The sequence below is a fragment of the Pseudomonas sp. Irchel 3H7 genome, from assembly GCF_900187605.1.
Lineage (GTDB): Bacteria > Pseudomonadota > Gammaproteobacteria > Pseudomonadales > Pseudomonadaceae > Aquipseudomonas.
Map to the genome: position 1 here is coordinate 108,057 of NZ_FYEA01000003.1, position 19,405 is coordinate 127,461.

The 19,405-nt window shown below is 59.9% G+C and carries 14 protein-coding genes and 2 pseudogenes; 8 read left to right on the forward strand and 8 right to left on the reverse strand.

The window, feature by feature from the left end:
• Nucleotide 1: 1 nt before the first annotated feature.
• The 8 genes from CKW38_RS06600 to edd all read right to left on the reverse strand — a co-directional run bounded on the left by CKW38_RS06600 (nucleotide 2) and on the right by edd (nucleotide 10,004).
• Nucleotides 2-847: a carbohydrate ABC transporter permease gene (locus CKW38_RS06600; protein WP_007917872.1), complete on the reverse strand. Its 846-nt coding sequence runs from the start codon at nucleotides 845-847 to the stop codon at nucleotides 2-4.
• Nucleotides 840-1,748, reverse strand: a complete 909-nt coding sequence (locus tag CKW38_RS06605; protein WP_007917874.1) for a carbohydrate ABC transporter permease — start codon at nucleotides 1,746-1,748, stop codon at nucleotides 840-842. Before CKW38_RS06605 ends, CKW38_RS06600 begins: the two co-directional genes overlap by 8 nt.
• Nucleotides 1,749-1,898: 150 nt before the next feature.
• Complete coding sequence (locus CKW38_RS06610) at nucleotides 1,899-3,200, reverse strand: ABC transporter substrate-binding protein (RefSeq protein ID WP_007917875.1); 1,302 nt, start codon at nucleotides 3,198-3,200, stop codon at nucleotides 1,899-1,901.
• A gap of 118 nt (nucleotides 3,201-3,318) precedes the next feature.
• Entirely contained in the window at nucleotides 3,319-4,578 is a 1,260-nt protein-coding gene (locus CKW38_RS06615; protein WP_095112264.1) for an AGE family epimerase/isomerase, read from the reverse strand.
• Between the two features lie 295 nt (nucleotides 4,579-4,873).
• Nucleotides 4,874-6,343, reverse strand: coding sequence for an ATP-binding protein (locus CKW38_RS06620; RefSeq protein WP_007917878.1), 1,470 nt, complete (start codon nucleotides 6,341-6,343; stop codon nucleotides 4,874-4,876).
• On the reverse strand, nucleotides 6,333-7,064 hold the full coding sequence (locus tag CKW38_RS06625; protein WP_007917879.1) for a response regulator: 732 nt from the start codon (nucleotides 7,062-7,064) through the stop codon (nucleotides 6,333-6,335). Before CKW38_RS06625 ends, CKW38_RS06620 begins: the two co-directional genes overlap by 11 nt.
• A 166-nt stretch (nucleotides 7,065-7,230) precedes the next feature.
• The gene (locus tag CKW38_RS06630; RefSeq protein WP_095112265.1) at nucleotides 7,231-8,181 is read right to left on the reverse strand and encodes a glucokinase; all 951 of its coding nucleotides are present in this window, start codon (nucleotides 8,179-8,181) and stop codon (nucleotides 7,231-7,233) included.
• On the reverse strand, nucleotides 8,178-10,004 hold the full coding sequence (edd, locus tag CKW38_RS06635) for a phosphogluconate dehydratase (protein ID WP_095112266.1): 1,827 nt from the start codon (nucleotides 10,002-10,004) through the stop codon (nucleotides 8,178-8,180). Before edd ends, CKW38_RS06630 begins: the two co-directional genes overlap by 4 nt.
• Nucleotides 10,005-10,224: 220 nt before the next feature.
• Here edd and gap point away from each other — a divergent pair, with 220 nt between their 5' ends.
• From gap to CKW38_RS30625, 8 genes and pseudogenes are all read left to right on the forward strand, one after another.
• Nucleotides 10,225-11,226, forward strand: coding sequence for a type I glyceraldehyde-3-phosphate dehydrogenase (gap, locus tag CKW38_RS06640; protein ID WP_007917884.1), 1,002 nt, complete (start codon nucleotides 10,225-10,227; stop codon nucleotides 11,224-11,226).
• A gap of 187 nt (nucleotides 11,227-11,413) precedes the next feature.
• On the forward strand, nucleotides 11,414-11,932 hold the full coding sequence (locus tag CKW38_RS06645) for an RNA polymerase sigma factor (protein ID WP_007917886.1): 519 nt from the start codon (nucleotides 11,414-11,416) through the stop codon (nucleotides 11,930-11,932).
• 125 nt (nucleotides 11,933-12,057) lie between these two features.
• Nucleotides 12,058-13,023, forward strand: a complete 966-nt coding sequence (locus tag CKW38_RS06650; protein ID WP_095112267.1) for a FecR domain-containing protein — start codon at nucleotides 12,058-12,060, stop codon at nucleotides 13,021-13,023.
• A 122-nt stretch (nucleotides 13,024-13,145) separates the two neighbouring features.
• Complete coding sequence (locus tag CKW38_RS06655; protein WP_007917895.1) at nucleotides 13,146-15,731, forward strand: TonB-dependent receptor; 2,586 nt, start codon at nucleotides 13,146-13,148, stop codon at nucleotides 15,729-15,731.
• A 111-nt stretch (nucleotides 15,732-15,842) separates the two neighbouring features.
• A complete protein-coding gene (locus CKW38_RS06660; protein WP_095112268.1) occupies nucleotides 15,843-16,439 on the forward strand; it encodes a biliverdin-producing heme oxygenase in 597 nt (198 codons plus the stop codon).
• A 153-nt stretch (nucleotides 16,440-16,592) separates the two neighbouring features.
• Nucleotides 16,593-16,982, forward strand: a complete 390-nt coding sequence (locus CKW38_RS06665; protein WP_007917897.1) for a YbaN family protein — start codon at nucleotides 16,593-16,595, stop codon at nucleotides 16,980-16,982.
• Nucleotides 16,983-17,467: 485 nt separating this feature from the next.
• Nucleotides 17,468-18,427 (forward strand): annotated as a pseudogene (locus CKW38_RS30620) (chemotaxis protein); the annotation flags it as partial.
• A gap of 375 nt (nucleotides 18,428-18,802) precedes the next feature.
• Nucleotides 18,803-19,333, forward strand: a pseudogene (locus CKW38_RS30625) (methyl-accepting chemotaxis protein); the annotation flags it as partial.
• Nucleotides 19,334-19,405: the final 72 nt, after the last annotated feature.

A 19,405-nucleotide genomic window follows, 5' to 3' on the forward strand; every position in this document is an offset into this window, starting at 1 on the left:
ATTACCCCTTGACTGCGCCGGCCGTCAGCCCGCGCACGAAATACTTGCCTGCGACCACATAGACCAGCAGGGTCGGCAGGCCGGCGATCATCGCCGCTGCCATATCAACGTTGTATTCCTTGGCGCCGGTGCTGGTGTTGACCAGGTTGTTCAGCGCTACCGTAATCGGCTGCGAATCACCACTGGAGAACACCACACCAAACAGGAAGTCGTTCCAGATCTGGGTGAACTGCCAGATCAGGCAAACCATGATGATCGGCGTCGACATCGGCAGAATGATCCGCCGGAAAATCGTGAAGAAACCCGCGCCGTCCAGACGTGCAGCTTTCACCAGCGCATCCGGAATGCTCACGTAGTAGTTACGGAAGAACAGCGTGGTGAACGCCAGACCGTAAACCACATGGATAAACACCAAGCCAGTGGTGGTGCTTGCCAGGCCCATTTTGCCGAGGGTGAACGAGGCTGGCAGCAGCACGGTCTGGAATGGCAGGAAGCAGCCGAACAACAGCAGACCGAAGAACAGCTGCGAACCACGGAAGCGCCAGAACGACAGCACGTAACCGTTCAACGCACCGATGGCGGTGGAGATGATCACGGCCGGAACGGTGATCTTGATCGAGTTCCAGAAGTAACCGTCAACCGTGGCCCAGGCCTTGACCCAGCCGATGCCGCTGACCACGGTCGGCCAGCTCAGCAGGTTGCCGGTGCTGATGTCTTCCGGAGTCTTGAAGCTGGTCAGCAACATGACCACCAGCGGCACCAGATAAAGCAGTACGGCGAGGATCAGTACCGCGTAGATCGCGATGCGACTCAGGCTGATAGCAGGTTTGGCAGCGAGACTAGTCATTGCGCTTGGTCCTCAGCTCGGAATACAGGTAAGGCACGATGATCGCGAGGATCGCACCGAGCATCAGAATCGCACTGGCCGAGCCCATGCCCATCTGGCCGCGACTGAAGGTGAAGGAATACATGAACATCGCGGGCAGGTCGGAGGAGTAACCCGGGCCGCCGGCAGTCATCGCCGCGACCAGGTCGAAGCTCTTGATCGCGATGTGCGCCAGAATCATCACCGCACTGAAGAACACCGGACGCAGGCTTGGCAGCACCACTTTCCAGTAGATCGTCGGCATGCTCGCGCCATCGATCTGCGCGGCACGGATGATCGATTGATCAACACCACGCAGGCCGGCAAGGAACATCGCCATGATGAAGCCCGAGGCTTGCCACACAGCGGCGATCACCAAGCAGTAAACCACGCGATCGGGGTCAATCAGCCAGTCGAGACGGAAGCCTTCCCAGCCCCAGTCACGCAACAATTTGTCCAGGCCCATGCCCGGGTTGAGCAGCCATTTCCACGCGGTACCGGTGACGATCATCGAGAGCGCCATCGGGTACAGGTAAATGGTGCGGATAAAGCCTTCGCGACGGATGCGCTGATCGAGGAACACCGCCAGCAGCACGCCGATCACCAGGGTGATGCCGATGAACATACCGCCGAACACCGCGAGGTTTTTGCTCGCGACCCACCAGCGGTCGTTGTCGAACAACCGCGCGTATTGCGCCAGACCGGCCCACTTGTAGTTGGGCAGGAAAGTCGAGGTGGTGAACGACAGCACGAACGTCCACAGGATGTAGCCATAGAAGCCCACCAGCACGATGAACATGCTCGGCGCCAGCACCAGTTTGGGTAGCCAGCGTTGCAATGCATCGAACGGCGAGGCCTTGCTGAACACAGCAACAGAACTCATGGGGAAATCCAGTACGAGAGAAAAGGACTACTTGGGCAACTCGCCCCCTTGTAGGAGTGAGCCTGCTCGCGATTGCGGTGTGTCAGTTGATAAATCTGTTACCTGACCAACTGCTATCGCGAGCAGGCTCACTCCTACCGGGGCCAAGCATTACTTGGCGGACTTGATCGCAGCGCCGAGTTTCTTGGCAGTGTCGGCCGGGTCGGCTTTCGGGTCGTTGATGTAGTTGGTCACGACATCAAAGAACGCGCCTTGCACGGCCAGCGTGGTCGCCATGTTGTGCGCCATGCTTGGCTGCAGGCCGCCGGACTTGGCGTCCGCGAGGAAGTCCTTGGCAGCAGTCTGTGCGCAGGAGTCGAAGCCGAGCTTGTCCATGTTGTTCAACATGTCGTTGCGAACCGGGATCGAGCCTTTGTTGATGCTGAAGACTTTCTGGAAGTTTTCACCCAGCACGACTTTGGCGATGTCCTGCTGACCGGCCGCAGTGCCGGCGTCTTTCTGCTTGAACACGGCCAACGAGTCGATGTTGTAGGTGAACGCCTTGTCGGTGCCCGGGAAAGCTACGCACTCGTAGTCTTTGCCCGCGACTTTCTTCGCGGCGGTCCATTCGGACTTGGCCCAGTCACCCATGATCTGCATGCCGGCCTTGCCGTTGATGACCTTGGCCGCTTCCAGGTTCCAGTCCTGACCTTTGCCGTCGGCGTCCATGTAGGTCGCGACTTTCTTCAGCTCGGTCAGCGCCTTGACCATTTCCGGGCCAGTCAGCGCGGCGTTGTCCAGGTCAACCAAGGCTTTCTTGTAACCATCGACACCCATGACCGAAAGCACTACAGCTTCGAACACGGTGCTGTCCTGCCAAGGCTGACCGCCGTGAGCCAGCGGAATGAAGCCCGCAGCCTTGAGCTTGTCGCCAGCGGCATAGAATTCTTCGAGGGTGGTCGGGTTCTTGGTGATCCCGGCTTTCTTGAACACTTCCGGGTTGATCCACAGCCAGTTCACGCGGTGAATATTCACCGGCACGGCCACGTAATCACCGTCGTACTTCACGGTATCGGAGACTTTCTTGTCGAGCAGGCTGTCCCACTTTTCCGACTTGGCGACGTCTTTCAAAACGTCGGTGTCGAGCAGGCCAGTGGATGCCCATTCCTGGATGTCCGGGCCTTTGATCTGGGCAACGCCAGGCGGGTTGCCAGCGACTGCGCGGCTTTTCAGCACGGTCATGGCAGTCGCACCGCCACCACCGGCGACAGCGCCGTCTTTCCAGGTGAAACCGTCTTTTTCGACTTGGGCCTTGAGCACATCAACGGCAGCTTTTTCGCCACCGGACGTCCACCAGTGCACGACTTCGACCGAACCTTTGGATTCGGCAGCGGAAACACTGAGAGGCAGAATTGCGAGCGGGAACAGGGAGGCGACAGAAATGACAGTAGCGAGGCGAGAAATCGCATTCATCTGAGATGTACCTTTCTTGTTGTTATGCATGCAAGTCTGGTGCTTGCGCTGCACAGGAGTTTAAACAGGACGTTTCCCTTCGCAGGTAACGAAGGGACGCGCGAATGTCACCACATGGTTACACAGGACTGCTCTGGGATAACTGTGCCAGCGCGGTCGCCATACTGGGCGACAAGGGTAGACGAGGGATCAGCACCGCTTGCCAGGCATGATACAGATCGGGTTTGCCCGGCCAGATATCGGCACTTGGGATGTTTTGCGGATTGAGTTCGTGGTGCCAACTGCCGTCGCAACGGTCGATGAAATTCATCTCGCAGAATTCCCAGAACAGCCGGTACCAGCTTTCGTATTGCGCATCGCCGGTGCGTTTGAGCAAGGCACTGGCGGCGGCGCTGGCTTCGGCGTGGGTCCAGTGCAAGCGGTGGCGGACCACGGCTTTGTTGTCCCAGTCGAGGGTGTAGACGATGCCTGGCAGACCATCGACGTCCCAACCGTTGCGGCAATTGTTCTCGAACAGTTTTTGCGCATCGGTGGCGAGCCAACCGGGCGTGAGCATACCGGCCTGCACCCGCGCGGCTTCGAGATGGAGCAACAGCCGCGCCCACTCGAAACCGTGACCCGGCGTGGTGCCGTAGGGGCGGAAACCGTCAGCAGGATTGTCGAGGTTGTAGTCACGCAGTGGTTGCCAGTCGCGGTCAAAATGCTCGATGACCATGTAACCGTTGCCGGCAGCGTGACCGTGGATCACCCGCTCGACGATGCGTTGCGCGCGCACCAGCCAGCGCGGATCTTCAGTGACATCGGCCAGCGCGAGGAACGCTTCGGTCGCGTGCATGTTGCTGTTGGCGCCGCGATAGGCTTCTTCTTCGCTCCAGTCACGATTGAAGAATTCGCGCATGGCGCCCTCTTCCTCGCTCCAGAAATACGTGTCGATGATGTCGATGGCATCATCCAGCAACGCTTGGGCGCCGGGACGCTGTGCGACCACCGCAGAGCTGGCCGCAAGCGCAACGAAGGCATGCAGGTAGGCGTTCTTGCCGGTGTTGTCATCGCGGTGTTCGGCGACCGCGAACCAGCCGCCATGCAACGCATCACGCAATGGTCCGCGCAGGGCGGCGATGCCGTGATCGACCAGCTCGGCAAAACCCGGCAAGCCCTGAATGTGGGCCATGGCGAAGCTGTGGGTCATGCGCGCGGTGTTCATGGTTTCGGCTTGCGCGTTCGCTGGCAGACGGCCGCGTCCGTCGAGGTTGCCGAAGCCTTCGGGCAGTTTTGATGCCTTGGCGAAATCCAGCAGACGCAGGCCTTCGGCGGCGAGCCATTGCTGGTGCGCAGGGGCGTTCAGCCAACTGCTGAAGCCGGGTTGGAAGAGATCCATGGGGGGCCTTTTTTGTTGTTATGACTGCGGGGAGTCTAAACAACGGGTCGGGGTGGGCTTGTAACGAAGGGGGCGGGGTTTGTCACCAGATCGTGACAAAGAGCGGCCCTCACCCCAGCCCTCTCCCAGAGGTAGAGGGGGCCGATCGCAGGATGCTGAAGAGTTGCGCCGACCTGAAAGAGCTGTACCGAATCCATAATCGACTCAATGCATCAGGTCGGCGCAATTCGAATGAAGAACGCGGTCAGTCCCCTCTCCCTCTGGGAGAGGGCTAGGGTGAGGGAAAGCTTTTGACTCAATCCGCCGAACGCGGCAACTGCAGGGTCACCCGCAACCCACCCTCACGCAAATTCTGCAACGTCACCTCCCCGCCATGGCTGTGGGCAATATTGCGTGCAATGCCCAACCCCAAGCCATATCCCTGCTGCTGCCCCGCCAACCGGAAGTGCGGCTCAAACACCTGCTCCAAGCGCTGCTCCGGCACTCCCGGCCCTTCATCATCAACGTGTAAGACAAACGCGCTGTCATCGTCATCGATATGCAGATGTGCGTTCTGCCCATACTTCAACGCGTTGTCGATCAGATTGCCAATGCAACGCTTCAACGCCAAAGGTTTGCCCGGATACGCCGCCAACGCACGGCCATGCTGAGTCACCCGGCCGTTGCCGTTCGGCGCCAGGTACGGTTCGACCAGACAATCAAGCACATGGTTGAGATCCACCGGTTCGATGTTCTCGTGGATGTCAGTGTCTTTCACGCATTGCAGCGCGCCTTTGACCAACAACTCCAGCTCATCCAGATCGCGGCCGAATTTGGCTTGCAGCTTTTCGTCTTCCAGCAGTTCGACGCGCAAACGCAAACGGGTGATTGGCGTGCGCAGGTCATGGGAAATCGCGCTGAACAACTGGCTGCGTTCAGTCAGGTAACGGCTGATGCGCTCGCGCATGGTGTTGAAGGCGCGCCCCACTTCCACCACTTCACTGCCACCGCCCTCGGCCACCGGTTCGACGTCGGCACCCAGCGACAGATCCCGTGCGGCACGTGCCAGACGCTTGAGCGGCCGGCTCTGCCAGTGCACCAACAGGCCGATGAACAGCAGCAAAAATCCGCTGGTGAGGACGATGAACCACACTTGTTGCGACGGCAGTCCCTGTTCTTCAAGACTGGTGTACGGCTCGGGCAACAGTGAGGCGATGTACAGCCATTCGCCCGGGGCCATTTGAATCTGCGTGACCAGCACGGGTGGATTGACCGGTTCCAGGGTCAGCGCGTAATGCGCCCACGAACGCGGCAATTCATCGAGTTTCAGCCCGGCGTTGAAGATTCGCAGATCCTCGGGGCTGACGAAGGTCACCGAAATATCGGTGTCATGGCCCAAGGTCTGTCGCAGCACTTCGTCGACCGCTTTCATCACCGCCGCTTTACGCGGCGTGACCGGCAGTACGTCCATGCCCAGCGGCTTGTCGTTGAGCGTCACGACGAATCGGGTGCCGCCCATGCTGCGCAATTGGTCGAGTACCAACGGCCGATAAGCCACCGGCAACGAGCGGAAATAACTGACGCTGGCGGTCATCGAATGGGCGAGGCTGCGGGCGCTGGTGACCAGACCTTCGAGCTGCGTGGCGCGCAGCTGCGAGACCCAGATCACGCTCGACAAGGTCTGCGCAAACAACACCGCGAGCAACGTCAGCAGCAACATCCGCCCAAGCAGCGAACGCGGTACCGGCACCTTGGCGGCGAGTTTACGCAGCGACTCAGTGAGCATTGCCGGCAACCACGTTGGCTGCCAGTTGGTAGCCGCTGCCGCGCACGGTACGGATCAGCCGTGGCGGTTTCTCGGTGTCGCGCAGACGCTGGCGCAAACGGCTGACGGCCATGTCGACGATGCGATCGAGCGGCATCAGGTCGCGGCCACGGGTGGCGTTGCCGATGGTGTCGCGGTCGAGGATTTCCTGCGGGTGATCGAGGAACAGTTTCAGCAGGGCGAAGTCGGCGCCGGAGAGAATCACTTCCTCGCCGTCGGTGTGAAACAGGCGGTGGCTGACCATGTCTAGGCGCCATTCATCGAAGGCCAGCACGTCGCTGCCACTGCGCTCCTGACCGAATTGCGCACGCCGCAGCAGAGCTTTGATGCGGGCTTGCAGTTCGCGGGGGCTGAAGGGTTTGCCGAGGTAGTCGTCGGCACCGAGTTCGAGACCGATTACGCGATCGGCTTCATCGGAACTGGCGGTGAGCATGATAATCGGCACCTGCGCCTGACGCGGATGCTGACGCACCCAACGGCACAGGCTGAAGCCGTCTTCGTCGGGCAGCATGACATCGAGGATCACCAGATCGCTCGGCGCCTCGTTGAGGGCCTGACGGAAACTGGCACCGTCGGCGGTGGCCCGCACCTGAAACCCGGCGCGGGTCAGGTAGGTTTCCAGCAACTCGCGTATTTCCTGGTCGTCATCGACCAACAATATCGACTTGTTGACTGAGCTCACTTCGAAGGCATCCTTGTTGTTGGAATTGGGGCGGATTATGCCTGATGAACCTTGGATATTTGTTGCCTGTTCTGGCCTCATCGCTGGCAAGCCAGCTCCCACAAGGATCTGTGTCGTTCACAAAACCTGTGGGAGCTGGCTTGCCAGCGATGAAGGCGACTCGGTATCAAGCCTGTTCCAAGGCCACACCGGCGCCAACCAGGCCAGAATACGGCGCTGTCACCAGCCACACCGGAATGCCTTTGAAGTAATCGCTCATGCAACCTTTGTCAGCAAAGCTGCGGGCGAAACCGCTTTCGAGGAAGAAATCGGCGAAGCGTGGAATCACACCACCGACGATATACACCCCGCCACGCCCGCCCGTGGTCAGCACGTTGTTGCCGGCGACACGGCCGAGCCAGCAGCAGAACTGCTCGAGCACTTCCAGGGCAATCGGATCACCGGCCAAACCAGCTGCCGTAATCGCTTCCGGCGTGTCGAGTGTCGGCTCATGCCCGTCCACTGCGCAAATCGCGCGATAGACCCGCGGCAAACCGCCGCCACTCAACGCGGTCTCGGCGCTGACATGGCCGATTTCATTGTGGATGTGCTGCCACAACTGAGTTTCACGCGGACTGCTCAGCGGCAGATCAACGTGACCGCCCTCGCCCGGCAACGCCGCGAAACGACCTTCACCCAAATCAAGCAAGGTGCCGACACCAAGGCCAGTGCCCGGGCCAATCACCACCGCCGGACGCAACGGCTCCGGCGTGCCCTCGCAGACCACACGAAATTCGCCCGGCTGCAAACGGGTCATGCCCAGCGCCATCGCCGAGAAGTCGTTGACCAGCAACAACTGCTCGACCTGCAAGGTTTTGCAGAACGCGCTGCGGCTCAGGCGCCAGTGATTGTTGGTGAATTTGAACTCATCACCACTGACGGGACCTGCCACCGACAGGCACACCGAACCGATCGAACCCGGCGCCAGACCGAGCCCGCGCAGATAGAGGCTGATCGCCTCTTCCGGGCTGGCGTGGTCGGCCGTGGCCAGCACTTGAACCGATTGCAGTTGCTGGTTTTTCCACAACGCGAACCGCGCGTTGGTGCCTCCGATGTCACCGACCAAAGCCAGTTTCAATTAAGCGTCTCCAGGGCAGAAGTGAAGGCGCTGGCGCCCTGCTCCGCCGAGCTGAAGGCCATGCGCATGAAGCCGAACAGTTCGCGACCGCTGCCGATGTTGTTGCCCAACAGGCCTTTGGCGGGTTCGCGCGCTGCAAATTCGGCGGCGTCGACTTTAAGTTCCAAAGTACCTTTGACGCCATCGACGCGGATGATATCGCCCTCTTGCACGCGCGCCAAAGCACCACCGACATAAGCTTCCGGGCTGACGTGAATCGCAGCGGGGATTTTCCCCGAGGCGCCGGACATCCGGCCGTCAGTCACCAGGGCGACTTTGAAGCCGCGATCCTGCAGCACGCCGAGGAACGGCGTCATCTTGTGCAGCTCCGGCATACCGTTGGAACGCGGGCCCTGGAAGCGCATCACCGCGACGAAATCCTTTTCCAGCAGGCCGGCCTTGAACGCGTCGGCCAGATCTTGTTGATCCTGGAACACCATCGCTGGCGCTTCGACGATCTGGTTTTCCAAAGCAACGGCGGACACCTTCATCACACCGCGACCGAGGTTGCCTTCCATCACCCGCAGACCACCCTCCGCCGAGAATGCACGGGCGACCGGGCGCAGGATATTTTCGTCGAGACTGTCGACCGGACCTTCGCGCCATACCAGTTCGCCGTTATCGAGGAACGGTTCCTTGGTGTATTTGCTCAGGCCGTGGCCAAGCACGGTGTTGACGTCTTCGTGCAGCAGACCGGCGCCAAGCAGTTCGCGGATCAGGAACGACATGCCGCCCGCTGCCTGGAAGTGGTTGATGTCGGCTTTGCCGTTCGGGTAGACGTGGCTCAGGGTCGGCACGACTTCGGAGAGGTCGGCCATGTCCTGCCAGGTCAGTTGAATGCCCGCCGCCATGGCAATGGCCGGCATGTGCAGGGTGTGATTGGTCGAGCCGCCGGTGGCGTGCAGCGCAACAATGGAGTTGACCAGCGACTTCTCGTCGACGATTTCGCCGATCGGCATGAAGTTGCCGTTCTGTTTGGTCAGGCGCGTAACTTGATGCGCAGCTTCGCGGGTCAGCGCATCACGCAGCGGCGTGTTCGGGTTGACGAAAGAAGCGCCCGGCAAGTGCAGGCCCATGACTTCCATCAGCAACTGGTTGGTGTTGGCGGTGCCGTAGAAGGTGCAGGTGCCCGGGCTGTGGTAGGACTTCATCTCCGATTCCAGCAGCTCTTCGCGGGTGGCTTTGCCTTCGGCGTACTTCTGGCGCACGTCGGCTTTTTCCTTGTTGGAAATCCCCGAGACCATCGGCCCGCCCGGCACGAAGATCGTCGGCAGGTGACCGAAGCGCAGCGAACCCATCATCAGGCCCGGGACGATTTTGTCGCAGATGCCGAGCATCAGCGCGCCGTCGAACATGTTGTGAGAGAGCGCCACAGCGGTGGACATGGCGATCACTTCGCGGCTCGGCAAGCTCAGTTCCATGCCCGGCTCACCTTGGGTGACGCCGTCGCACATCGCCGGAGTGCCGCCAGCGAACTGGCCGACCGAGCCGATTTCGCGCAGGGCGTTCTTGATCTGTTCCGGGAAGACTTCATACGGCTGGTGCGCCGAGAGCATGTCGTTATACGAAGAAACTATGGCGATGTTCGCCGAGTTCATCATCCGCAGGCTGTGCTTGTCTTCGCTGCCGCAACCGGCCACGCCGTGGGCGAAGTTGGCGCATTGCAGCTTGCCGCGCATCGGCCCGTCAGTGGCGGCGCCGCGAATCAGTGCAAGGTAAGCCTGACGCGTGGCGCGGCTGCGGGCGATAAGCCGTTCGGTGACCTCAAGGACGCGGGGATGCATGTGTAGAACTCCAGGCTAACGGATGTGGCGACCTGATTGTCTATGCTGATCAAACGCCGTTGTTGTTGGAATGACAGACGGCTTTTTTGACCATTCGGACCAGTTGATTCAGGTCACTCGTTGTAGATAAAACAAAATATTGCCACTAAAAAGGCTTGTTTTCTATTTTTATGCGAATAATCTTGTAATTCCAACAACAAAACGACGGCGGCGCTGTTCCATGACTCTTCGAATCGCAATCAATGGTTTTGGCCGCATCGGCCGTAATGTCCTGCGCGCACTGTATACCCAAGGCTATCGACAGGATTTGCAGATCGTCGCCATCAACGATCTGGGCGACAGCTCGATCAATGCTCATCTGCTCAAATACGACACCGTTCACGGCACGTTCGACGCTCAGGTCGAGCATGACAACGAAAGTCTGACCGTCAACGGCGACCGCATTGCGGTCAGCGCCATTCGCAACCCGGCCGAGCTGCCATGGGCGGCGGAAAAGATTGATGTGGTGTTCGAATGCACCGGTCTCTTTACCGATCGCGCCAAAGCGGCCGCGCATATTACTGCCGGCGCGCGCAAAGTGATCATCTCGGCTCCGGCCAAAGGTGCCGACGCCACTGTTGTCTATGGCGTGAACCACGACATTTTGCGCCAGTCGCACCAGATCATCTCCAACGCTTCGTGCACCACCAACTGCCTGGCGCCAGTGGCGCAAGTGCTGCACCGCGAACTGGGGATCGAAAGCGGTCTGATGACTACGATTCATGCCTACACCAACGATCAGAACCTCACCGACGTCTACCACACCGACCCGTACCGCGCGCGTTCGGCCACGCAGAACATGATCCCGAGCAAGACCGGCGCCGCTGAAGCGGTAGGCCTGGTGCTGCCGGAACTGGCGGGCAAGCTGACCGGCATGGCCGTGCGCGTGCCGGTGATCAATGTGTCGCTGGTGGATTTGACCGTGCAGTTGAAAAAAGAAGCCAGCGCCGAGGAAGTCAACGCGCTGATGAAATCCGCGAGCCAGCACTCGAAGATTCTCGGCTTCAACACCCTGCCGCTGGTATCCAGCGACTTCAACCATAATCCGCTGTCGTCGATATTCGACGCCAACCACACCAAGTCCAGCGGCAAACTGCTGAAGGTGCTGGCCTGGTACGACAACGAGTGGGGCTTCTCCAACCGCATGCTGGATAACTGCCTGGCGCTGTGTAACGCCGAGTAAGGTTGTCCTGATCCCCTGTAGGAGCTGCCGAAGGCTGCGATCTTTTGATCTTGTTTGTAAGATCAACATCAAAAGATCGTAGCCTTCGGCAGCTCCTACATTTATCTGCGTCGATCACAAAACAATACTTGACCATTCAACTAGATGATAAGCATTATCATTCGCTTGAAATCGATCAGGTCCTCCCGTGAGTCAATCGCGCTTCAACCACGTCTTCCTCACCCAGCGCACCTCGCTGCTGCGTACGCTGGAACGGATGGTCAACAATCACAGCACCGCTGAAGACCTGCTGCAGGAGACCTACCTGCGCGTGACGCGGGCGTTGAGCGAACGGGCCATCGATCACCTCGAACCTTTTGTCTTCCAGACCGCGCGCAATCTGGCGCTGGATCATTTGCGTGCGCGCAAGATCCATTCGCGAACCATGGTCGATGACGTGCCGCAGGATGTCGTGCACAGCGTCGCCGCCCCCGCCAGCAGCGCCGAAGATGCCGCCCACGCCGAACAGATGCTGGAGCGCCTGAACGTGAGCCTCAGTCAACTCAGTCCCCGTCAGCAGCAGATTTTCATCCTCAGCCGTCTGCACGGGAACAGTTATCAGGAAATCGCCGATGAGCTGAATGTTTCCCTCAGCACCGTGCAGAAAGAACTGAAGCTGATCATGACCATTTGTATCGGCGTCGCCGAACGTCTGAATGGCGACTGAAGTTGTAGGGCTTTTCTGTAAGTGCCAGGATCGCCTGCACGGATCAGTGGGCTTTGTTACCCTTGCCCGACTTTTACGCTTCACTTAAAAAAACAGCCGTGCGCAGACACTGCCGAGGAAACACCGTGACGGACACCCACCGCTCGCCTTCGCCGGATTCGGTGCAGGACGCTGCCAACGCAATGGACCAGGCTCTGGACTGGCTCATCGTGCTCGACAGTCCGGACGAGGAGCAGACCCGGCAATTTCATGCCTGGCTGGCGGCCGATCCGTTGAATGCCGAAGCGTTCGCCAAGGCCCAGGCGATCTGGGACGGCCCGCAAATCGCCCAGTGCGCGCAAAGCCTGGCGGCCAAACCTGCGAAGGTCACTTTCCTCAAGCGTCTGCGTCCACACTGGAAACCGCTGGCCACCGCCGCCGTGCTGATCCTCGGTTTGTTCAGTTTCAGTAATCTGCCGATGCGCATTCAGGCCGATCATCTGACCGTGGTCGGCGAGCGCCAGCGCCTGCAACTGGAGGACGGTTCGAAAGTCCTGCTCAATACCAATTCGGCATTTTCCAGCACCATCAACGATCAGCAGCGCGTTGCCCGGTTGTTTCAGGGCGAAGCGTTTTTCGAGATCGCCAGCGGCCGCAGTCAACCGCTGGAAATCGATGCCGGCCCGGTCCGTGCCAGCGTGCGCGATACCGCATTCGCGGTGCGTTATCTCGATGGCGTGGCGCAGGTCAACGTGCAGCGCGGCGATGTCGATCTACAGGCAACGCATAACGACGCTCGCGTACGTCTTAAGGCCGGTGAGAGTATTCGTATCGGCCCCAACGGTTTCGACCGCCCGGCCAAACTCGACGTCAACACTGACCTGGCCTGGGTGCAAGGTCGCTTGGTGTTCGAGAACTGCCCGCTGAATCAGGTGCTTGCCGAATTGCGCCGCTACTATCCAGGCTGGATCATCAACACCAACGAGCAGTTGGCCGACGTCGCTGTGACCGGCAATTACCGCCTCGATCAGCCACTCGACGTGGTTCGCTCCCTCGCGCACATCACCTCGGCGCAACTGAAAGAATTCCCCGCCGTGGTCATCCTGAACTAAATGAGAATTATTTTTACTCGATAGCCAACGTCAGTACGTCTCGTTATAGCCAATGCAATTGATTCGCAACACGCGAAGCCAATCAGCCCCTATAAAGATTCGTGCGACACGGAGCGCTATCGATGTCCTCACGCCTTACCCGCCAGACTTCCTCCCCTTCCCGCGTCTTGTCGCTGCTGACCGCGGCCATTCTGATGGCCGGCACCGCGCCGCTGATGGCTGCCACCGAGCAACCGACGCGCAACATGGGCGATTACTCGTTCGCCATCGGCCAGCAGCCACTGGTGTCGGCGCTCAACGCCTTCACTGCCGTGACCGGTTGGCAGGTCGGCTTGCCGGCAGAACTGGGTCAGGGCGTGTCGTCGCCGGGCGTGCGTGGCTCGTTGTCCCCGGAAAAAGCCCTTGAGCGCCTGTTGGTGGGGACCAACCTGAGCTTCCGCAAAATCAGCAACAACAACGTAGTGCTGGAAAAGCGCAACGCCAGTGGCACGCTCAATCTGGATCAGGTGACCATCAGCGCCACCCGCCAGGAGCAGTCGGTCAACAGCGTACCGGCCACCGTCACCGTGCAGACCCGTCAGGATCTGGACCGCAACAACGTCAACACCATCAAGGATCTGGTGCGTTACGAGCCGGGTGTTTCCGTGGGCGGCGCCGGTCAGCGTGGCGGTATCAGCGGCTATAACATTCGCGGTATCGATGGCGACCGCATCCTGACCCAGGTTGACGGCGTCGAAGTCCCGGACGGTTTCTTCAACGGTCCGTACGCCAAGACTCAGCGCAATTACGTTGACCCGGAAATCGTCAAACGCGTGGAAATCCTCCGGGGCCCGGCCTCGGTGCTGTACGGCAGCAACGCCATCGGCGGCGCCGTCAGCTATTACACCCTCGATGCCGACGACATCATCAAGCCAGGCAAAGACGTCGGTGCGCGCCTGAAAAGCGGTTACAGCTCGGCCGATGACAGCTGGCTGAAGTCCGCCACCGTTGCCGGCCGCGCCGACCAGTTCGACGGCTTGCTGCACTACAGCCAGCGCGACGGGCACGAGACCGATTCCTACGGCAGCAACAATGGCACCGGCCTTGAGCGCACCGCCGCCAACCCGGAAGACGTCAACGCCTACAACGTACTGGCCAAGATCGGCTGGAACTACAACGAAGATTCGCGTCTGGGTCTGACCTACGAAAAGTACAAGGACGATCGCGACACCGATCAGAAAAGCGCTTACGGCGGCCCGTACTTCAACGGCGCCCCGACTATCCCCGACAGCGTGCTGCCCGGCGGCATGTATCAGTGGCGCACCGGTAACGACACGATCACCCGTGAGCGTTTCGGCATCGAGCACTCGTTCGCCCTCGACAGCCTGCTGGTCGATAACGTGAAGTGGAGCCTCAACCACCAGATCGCCAAGACCGACCAGAGCACCACCGAGTTCTACTACCCGATCACCCGTAAAGTGCTGCGTACTCGCGACACGATTTACGAAGAAAAGCAGTGGGTGTTCGACGCGCAGCTGGACAAGGCGTTCGCCCTCGGCGCCACCGATCACGTGCTGACTTACGGCACCACCATCAAGCAACAGAAAGTCACCGGCTCGCGCAGCGGCAACGGCACTTGCCTGGCCGTCGGTCGTGGCTGCACCGCCATCGGCGCGACCAGTACCGCGGACGTGTTGGCCAAAGCCACCGACTTCCCGGACCCGACCATCAACACCTACAGCGTGTTCGCTCAGGATCAGATCAGTTGGAACAACTGGACCTTCCTGCCGGGCCTGCGCTACGACTACACCCAGCTCAAGCCGCACATCACCCAGGAATTCCTCAACACCGTGGCGGCTGACGGCCAAGGCACGGTCAGCGACAAGAACAAGACCTGGCACAAAGTTTCGCCGAAATTCGGCCTGACCTACGCCCTGACCGAAAACTACACCTGGTACGGTCAATACGCCGAAGGCTTCCGCACCCCGACCGCGAAAGCCCTGTACGGCCGCTTCGAAAACACCACCACTGGTTACAGCGTGGCGCCGAATCCCGACCTGGAACCGGAAAAAAGCAAAAGCTATGAAACCGGTCTGCGCGGCAATTTCGAACAAGGTTCGTTCGACGTAGCGGTGTTCTACAACAAGTACCGCGATTTCATTAACGAAGACGCCGTGACCCCGGGCCGCAACGAACTGACCTTCCAGTCGGCCAACATCAAGCACGCCACCATCAAGGGTGCGGAAGTCAAAGGTCGTCTGAATCTGGATGCGTTTGGCGCGCCGCAAGGCCTCTACACCCAAGGCTCGATTGCCTACGCCTACGGTCGCAACAACGACAACGGCGAGCCGATCAACAGCGTCAACCCGCTGACTGGCGTGTTCGGTCTGGGTTACGACCAGGACAACTACGGCGGCCTGCTGAGCTGGACCGTGGTGAAGAAAAAGGATCGCGTCGACGACAGCAACTTCAAGTCGCCGGATGGCGTCAGCAGCCAGTTCAAAACCCCGGGCTTCGGCATTCTTGATCTGGCCGGTTATTACAAAGTCACCGACGACGTCACCGTCAGCGGCGGCATCTACAACCTGACCGACAAGAAATACTGGCTGTGGGATGACGTGCGCGGTTACGACAGCGTCGGCGAAGCGTCGGTGACGCAACCGGCCAACCTCGATCGCCTGACCCAACCGGGTCGCAACTTCGCGATCAATCTGATCTGGGACATCTGATCCGGTCGACCTCACTGTGCGTGTTCAGGCACCGCGCAGTGAGGTTTTTTTACGCTTGCACGTCGCCTTGTTCGTCTCGTTATCAAGCGCCTCTTTTATCAAGGACATGTCATGAGCACATCGGAAAAAGCCCTGCGTTCACAACGCCTGAACCAGATCACCCACGAGCCGCACAGCAAGCTCGACGCCCTGGTCAAAGCCCACGCGCCGTTCGAGACCCGCGCCAATTTCGCCCGTTTCGTCGTCGCGCAGTACCTGTTCCAGTCGGAACTGGTCGACCTGTACAACAACGCTGAACTGACCGCCATCGTGCCTGATCTGCCGGCCCGCTGCCGCGCCGAAGCGGCCAAGGCTGACCTCGCGGACCTGGAAACCGAAGTACCGGCCCCGGTAGCAGGCGCGGTGAAAAACCCGAGCAAGGCTCGTGCTCTGGGCTGGATCTTTGTTTCCGAAGGTTCGAAGCTCGGTGCGGCATTCCTGATCAAACGCGCGGTGGCGCTGGAGCTGAGCGAAACCTTCGGTGCCCGTCACCTGGGTGAGCCTGAAGGTGGCCGTGCCGAAGGCTGGAAAAGCTTCGTGCGCACCCTCGATTCGCTGCAGTTCAGTGCTGAAGAAGAGGCTGAAGTGGAGCAAGGTGCGATCGACGCGTTCAACCGCTTCACCGTGTTGCTGGAACAGGCTTACGCCACCGAAGCTGAACCTGCCTGACACAACACACATCCCCCTGTAGGAGCTGCCAAAGGCTGCGATCTTTTGATCTTGAAAACAACATCAAAAGATCGCAGCCTTCGGCAGCTCCTACAGGGGAACTGCGTAAGCCTGTAAGATCTCCATTCCGCTTCAGAAGCCACCGCGTAGCCCATGCCGCAACCCGCCTCCTCGAAACTCGCCCGCGTGCTGTTCGGCCTCTTGGCCTACGTCAGCCTTGGCATTGGCCTGATCGCCATCGTCGTGCCCGGCCTGCCGACCACCGAGTTCATCCTTCTTGCCGCCTGGGCCGCGACCCGCAGCTCGCCGCGCCTGAGCGCCTGGCTGGAAAACCATCGCTTGTTCGGACCGATCCTCAGCAATTGGCGCAACGGCAAGATCATCGCGCGCAAGGCCAAAGTCAGCGCGACAGTGAGCATGTTGCTTTGCGCGACGTTAATGCTGGTGATGCTCGATCACGGCTGGCCGGTCTATCTGGCGATTGCCGGGATGAGCCTGGGCAATCTGTGGATCTGGTCGCGCCCGGAATCAATCCCTGCTTGATCCCGCCCCGTCTTCACACTGAAACATCCCTGTAATTAATCGCTTTTTCAGCACTTTCTCCTGCGCAAACGTTTAGCGCTGACCGTCCGTCGGCACGCGCCTCATGCCCTCTGCTTCCACGCCGATGAGCATTGCATGGCGCTGAATGGATTTGGCGAACCGGATAGTTCATATCCGCCTGCCACCCGTTTATTCATTCGCGAGATCGCCCCATGTTCGACTCTCTGTCCATTCGCCTGAAAATCGTTCTGCTCTCCGGCCTGTGCCTGCTCGGTGTGGTTGCGCTGATCGTCGGCATGAACATCTACCAGACCAACCAGAACGACCAACTGGTCAGTGACTCGAGCAATAAATTGCTCACCGCCAGCGTGCAGAATCTGTTGCAAGCCAAAGCCGCCGAGCAAGCCGTGCGGGTGCAGAAGACCTTCGGCGAAAGCCTGACGGTGATCACTGCCCTGGCTGACCAGATCAAGGACATGCGCGTCATGGCCGCCAAGCGTTCGCTGGACGCCGGTGCCTTGCGCGAAGAGTTGAACCTGAGCCTGAAAACCGCTTTTGAGCGCAACGACAAAGTGCTCGGCATCTGGCTCGCTTTCGAACCGAACGCTCTCGACGGCAAGGACAGCGAGTTCGCCAACGATGCTGCGCGCCAGTCCAACGAAGCCGGACGTTTTGCCACGTACTGGAGCCGCGCCGCCGGCGCCTCGCTGAACACCATCATGGTCGAAGAAGACCTGACCAAAACCACCCTCAGCGTCAGCGGCACGCCGTACAACAGCTGGTACACCTGCCCTCGCGATGCCAAACGCACCTGCCTGCTAGACCCGTATGCCGACACCGTCGGTGGCAAGGAAATGCTCATGACGACCATTTCCGTGCCGTTGATCGTCGACGGCAAGGCCATCGGCGTGGTCGGTGTCGACATCGCGCTCGATGCCCTGCAAGCAGCGGCCGTGGATTCCCAGCGCAACCTGTTCAACAACGCCGGGCACATGCTGATTGTTTCCGGCAGCGGCGTGCTCGGTGCTGACAGTTCCGACGCGAGCAAGGTCGGCAAAAAGATCAGCGACACTCTCGGCGCCGATGGCAAGGACGTACTGCAACTGCTGAGCTCAGGCACACCGAAGATTCTCGAACAGGGCGATCTGATTCGCGCCGTATACCCGGTCGATCCGATCGGTAACTCACGCGCCTGGGGCGTAGTCATCGACCTGCCAAAACAAGTGCTGCTGGCCGATTCGGTCAAGCTGCAAGCGGTACTCGACGATGCTCAGGAAACCGGCGTGATCACCGCGCTGCTGGTCGCCGTGGTTGCCGGTCTGGTTGGCCTGTTGCTGATCTGGCTGACTGCGTCCGGCGTTACTCGCCCGATCAATAGCGTTGCCGAGATGCTGAAGAACATTGCCAGCGGCGAAGGTGATCTGACCCAACGCCTGAACTACAGCAAACAGGATGAACTGGGCGAACTGGTGAACTGGTTCAACCGTTTCCTCGACAAGCTGCAACCGACCATCGCGCAGATCAAGCAGAGCATCACCGAGGCGCGCGGCACCGCCGACCAGTCTTCGGAAATCGCCCGCCAGACCAGCGAAGGCATGCAGGTGCAGTTCCGCGAGATCGATCAGGTGGCCACCGCGTCCAACGAAATGAGCGCCACCGCCCACGACGTCGCCAACAGCGCATCAAACGCCGCCAACGCCGCGAAAGGTGCCGATCAGTCGGCCAAGGACGGCATGTCGATCATCGAGCGCAGCACCCGCGATATCAATCAACTGGCCGAAGAAGTCAGCAAAGCGGTGACCGAAGTTGAAGCGCTGGCAGTCAACAGCGAGCAGATCGGCTCGGTGCTGGAAGTGATCCGCAGTATCGCCGAACAGACCAATTTGCTGGCGCTCAACGCGGCGATTGAAGCGGCCCGCGCCGGTGAGAGCGGCCGTGGTTTTGCCGTGGTTGCCGACGAAGTGCGCAACCTCGCCAAGCGCACGCAGGATTCGGTGGAAGAAATTCGCATAGTCATCGAGAAGATTCAGACAGGCACCCGTGGCGTGGTCGCGACCATGCATTCGAGCCAGACTCAGGCACACAACAACGCCGGGCAGATTCGTCAGGCGGTGGATGCGCTGGGCAAGATCAGTGATGCGGTGACGGTGATCAGCGACATGAACCTGCAGATTGCCAGCGCGGCCGAACAGCAGAGTGCGGTCGCCGAAGAGGTCAATCGCAACGTTTCGGCGATTCGTACCGTGACTGAAACCCTGACCGAGCAGGCTACTGAGTCGGCGGCGATCAGCAGCCAGCTCAATGCCCTGGCGAGTCAGCAGATGAAATTGATGGATCAGTTTCGCGTCTGAGCCCGCCACTCAATCCACCACAAAACCTTGTGGGAGCTGGCTTGCCAGCGATGGCGGCACATCAGTCAGTAC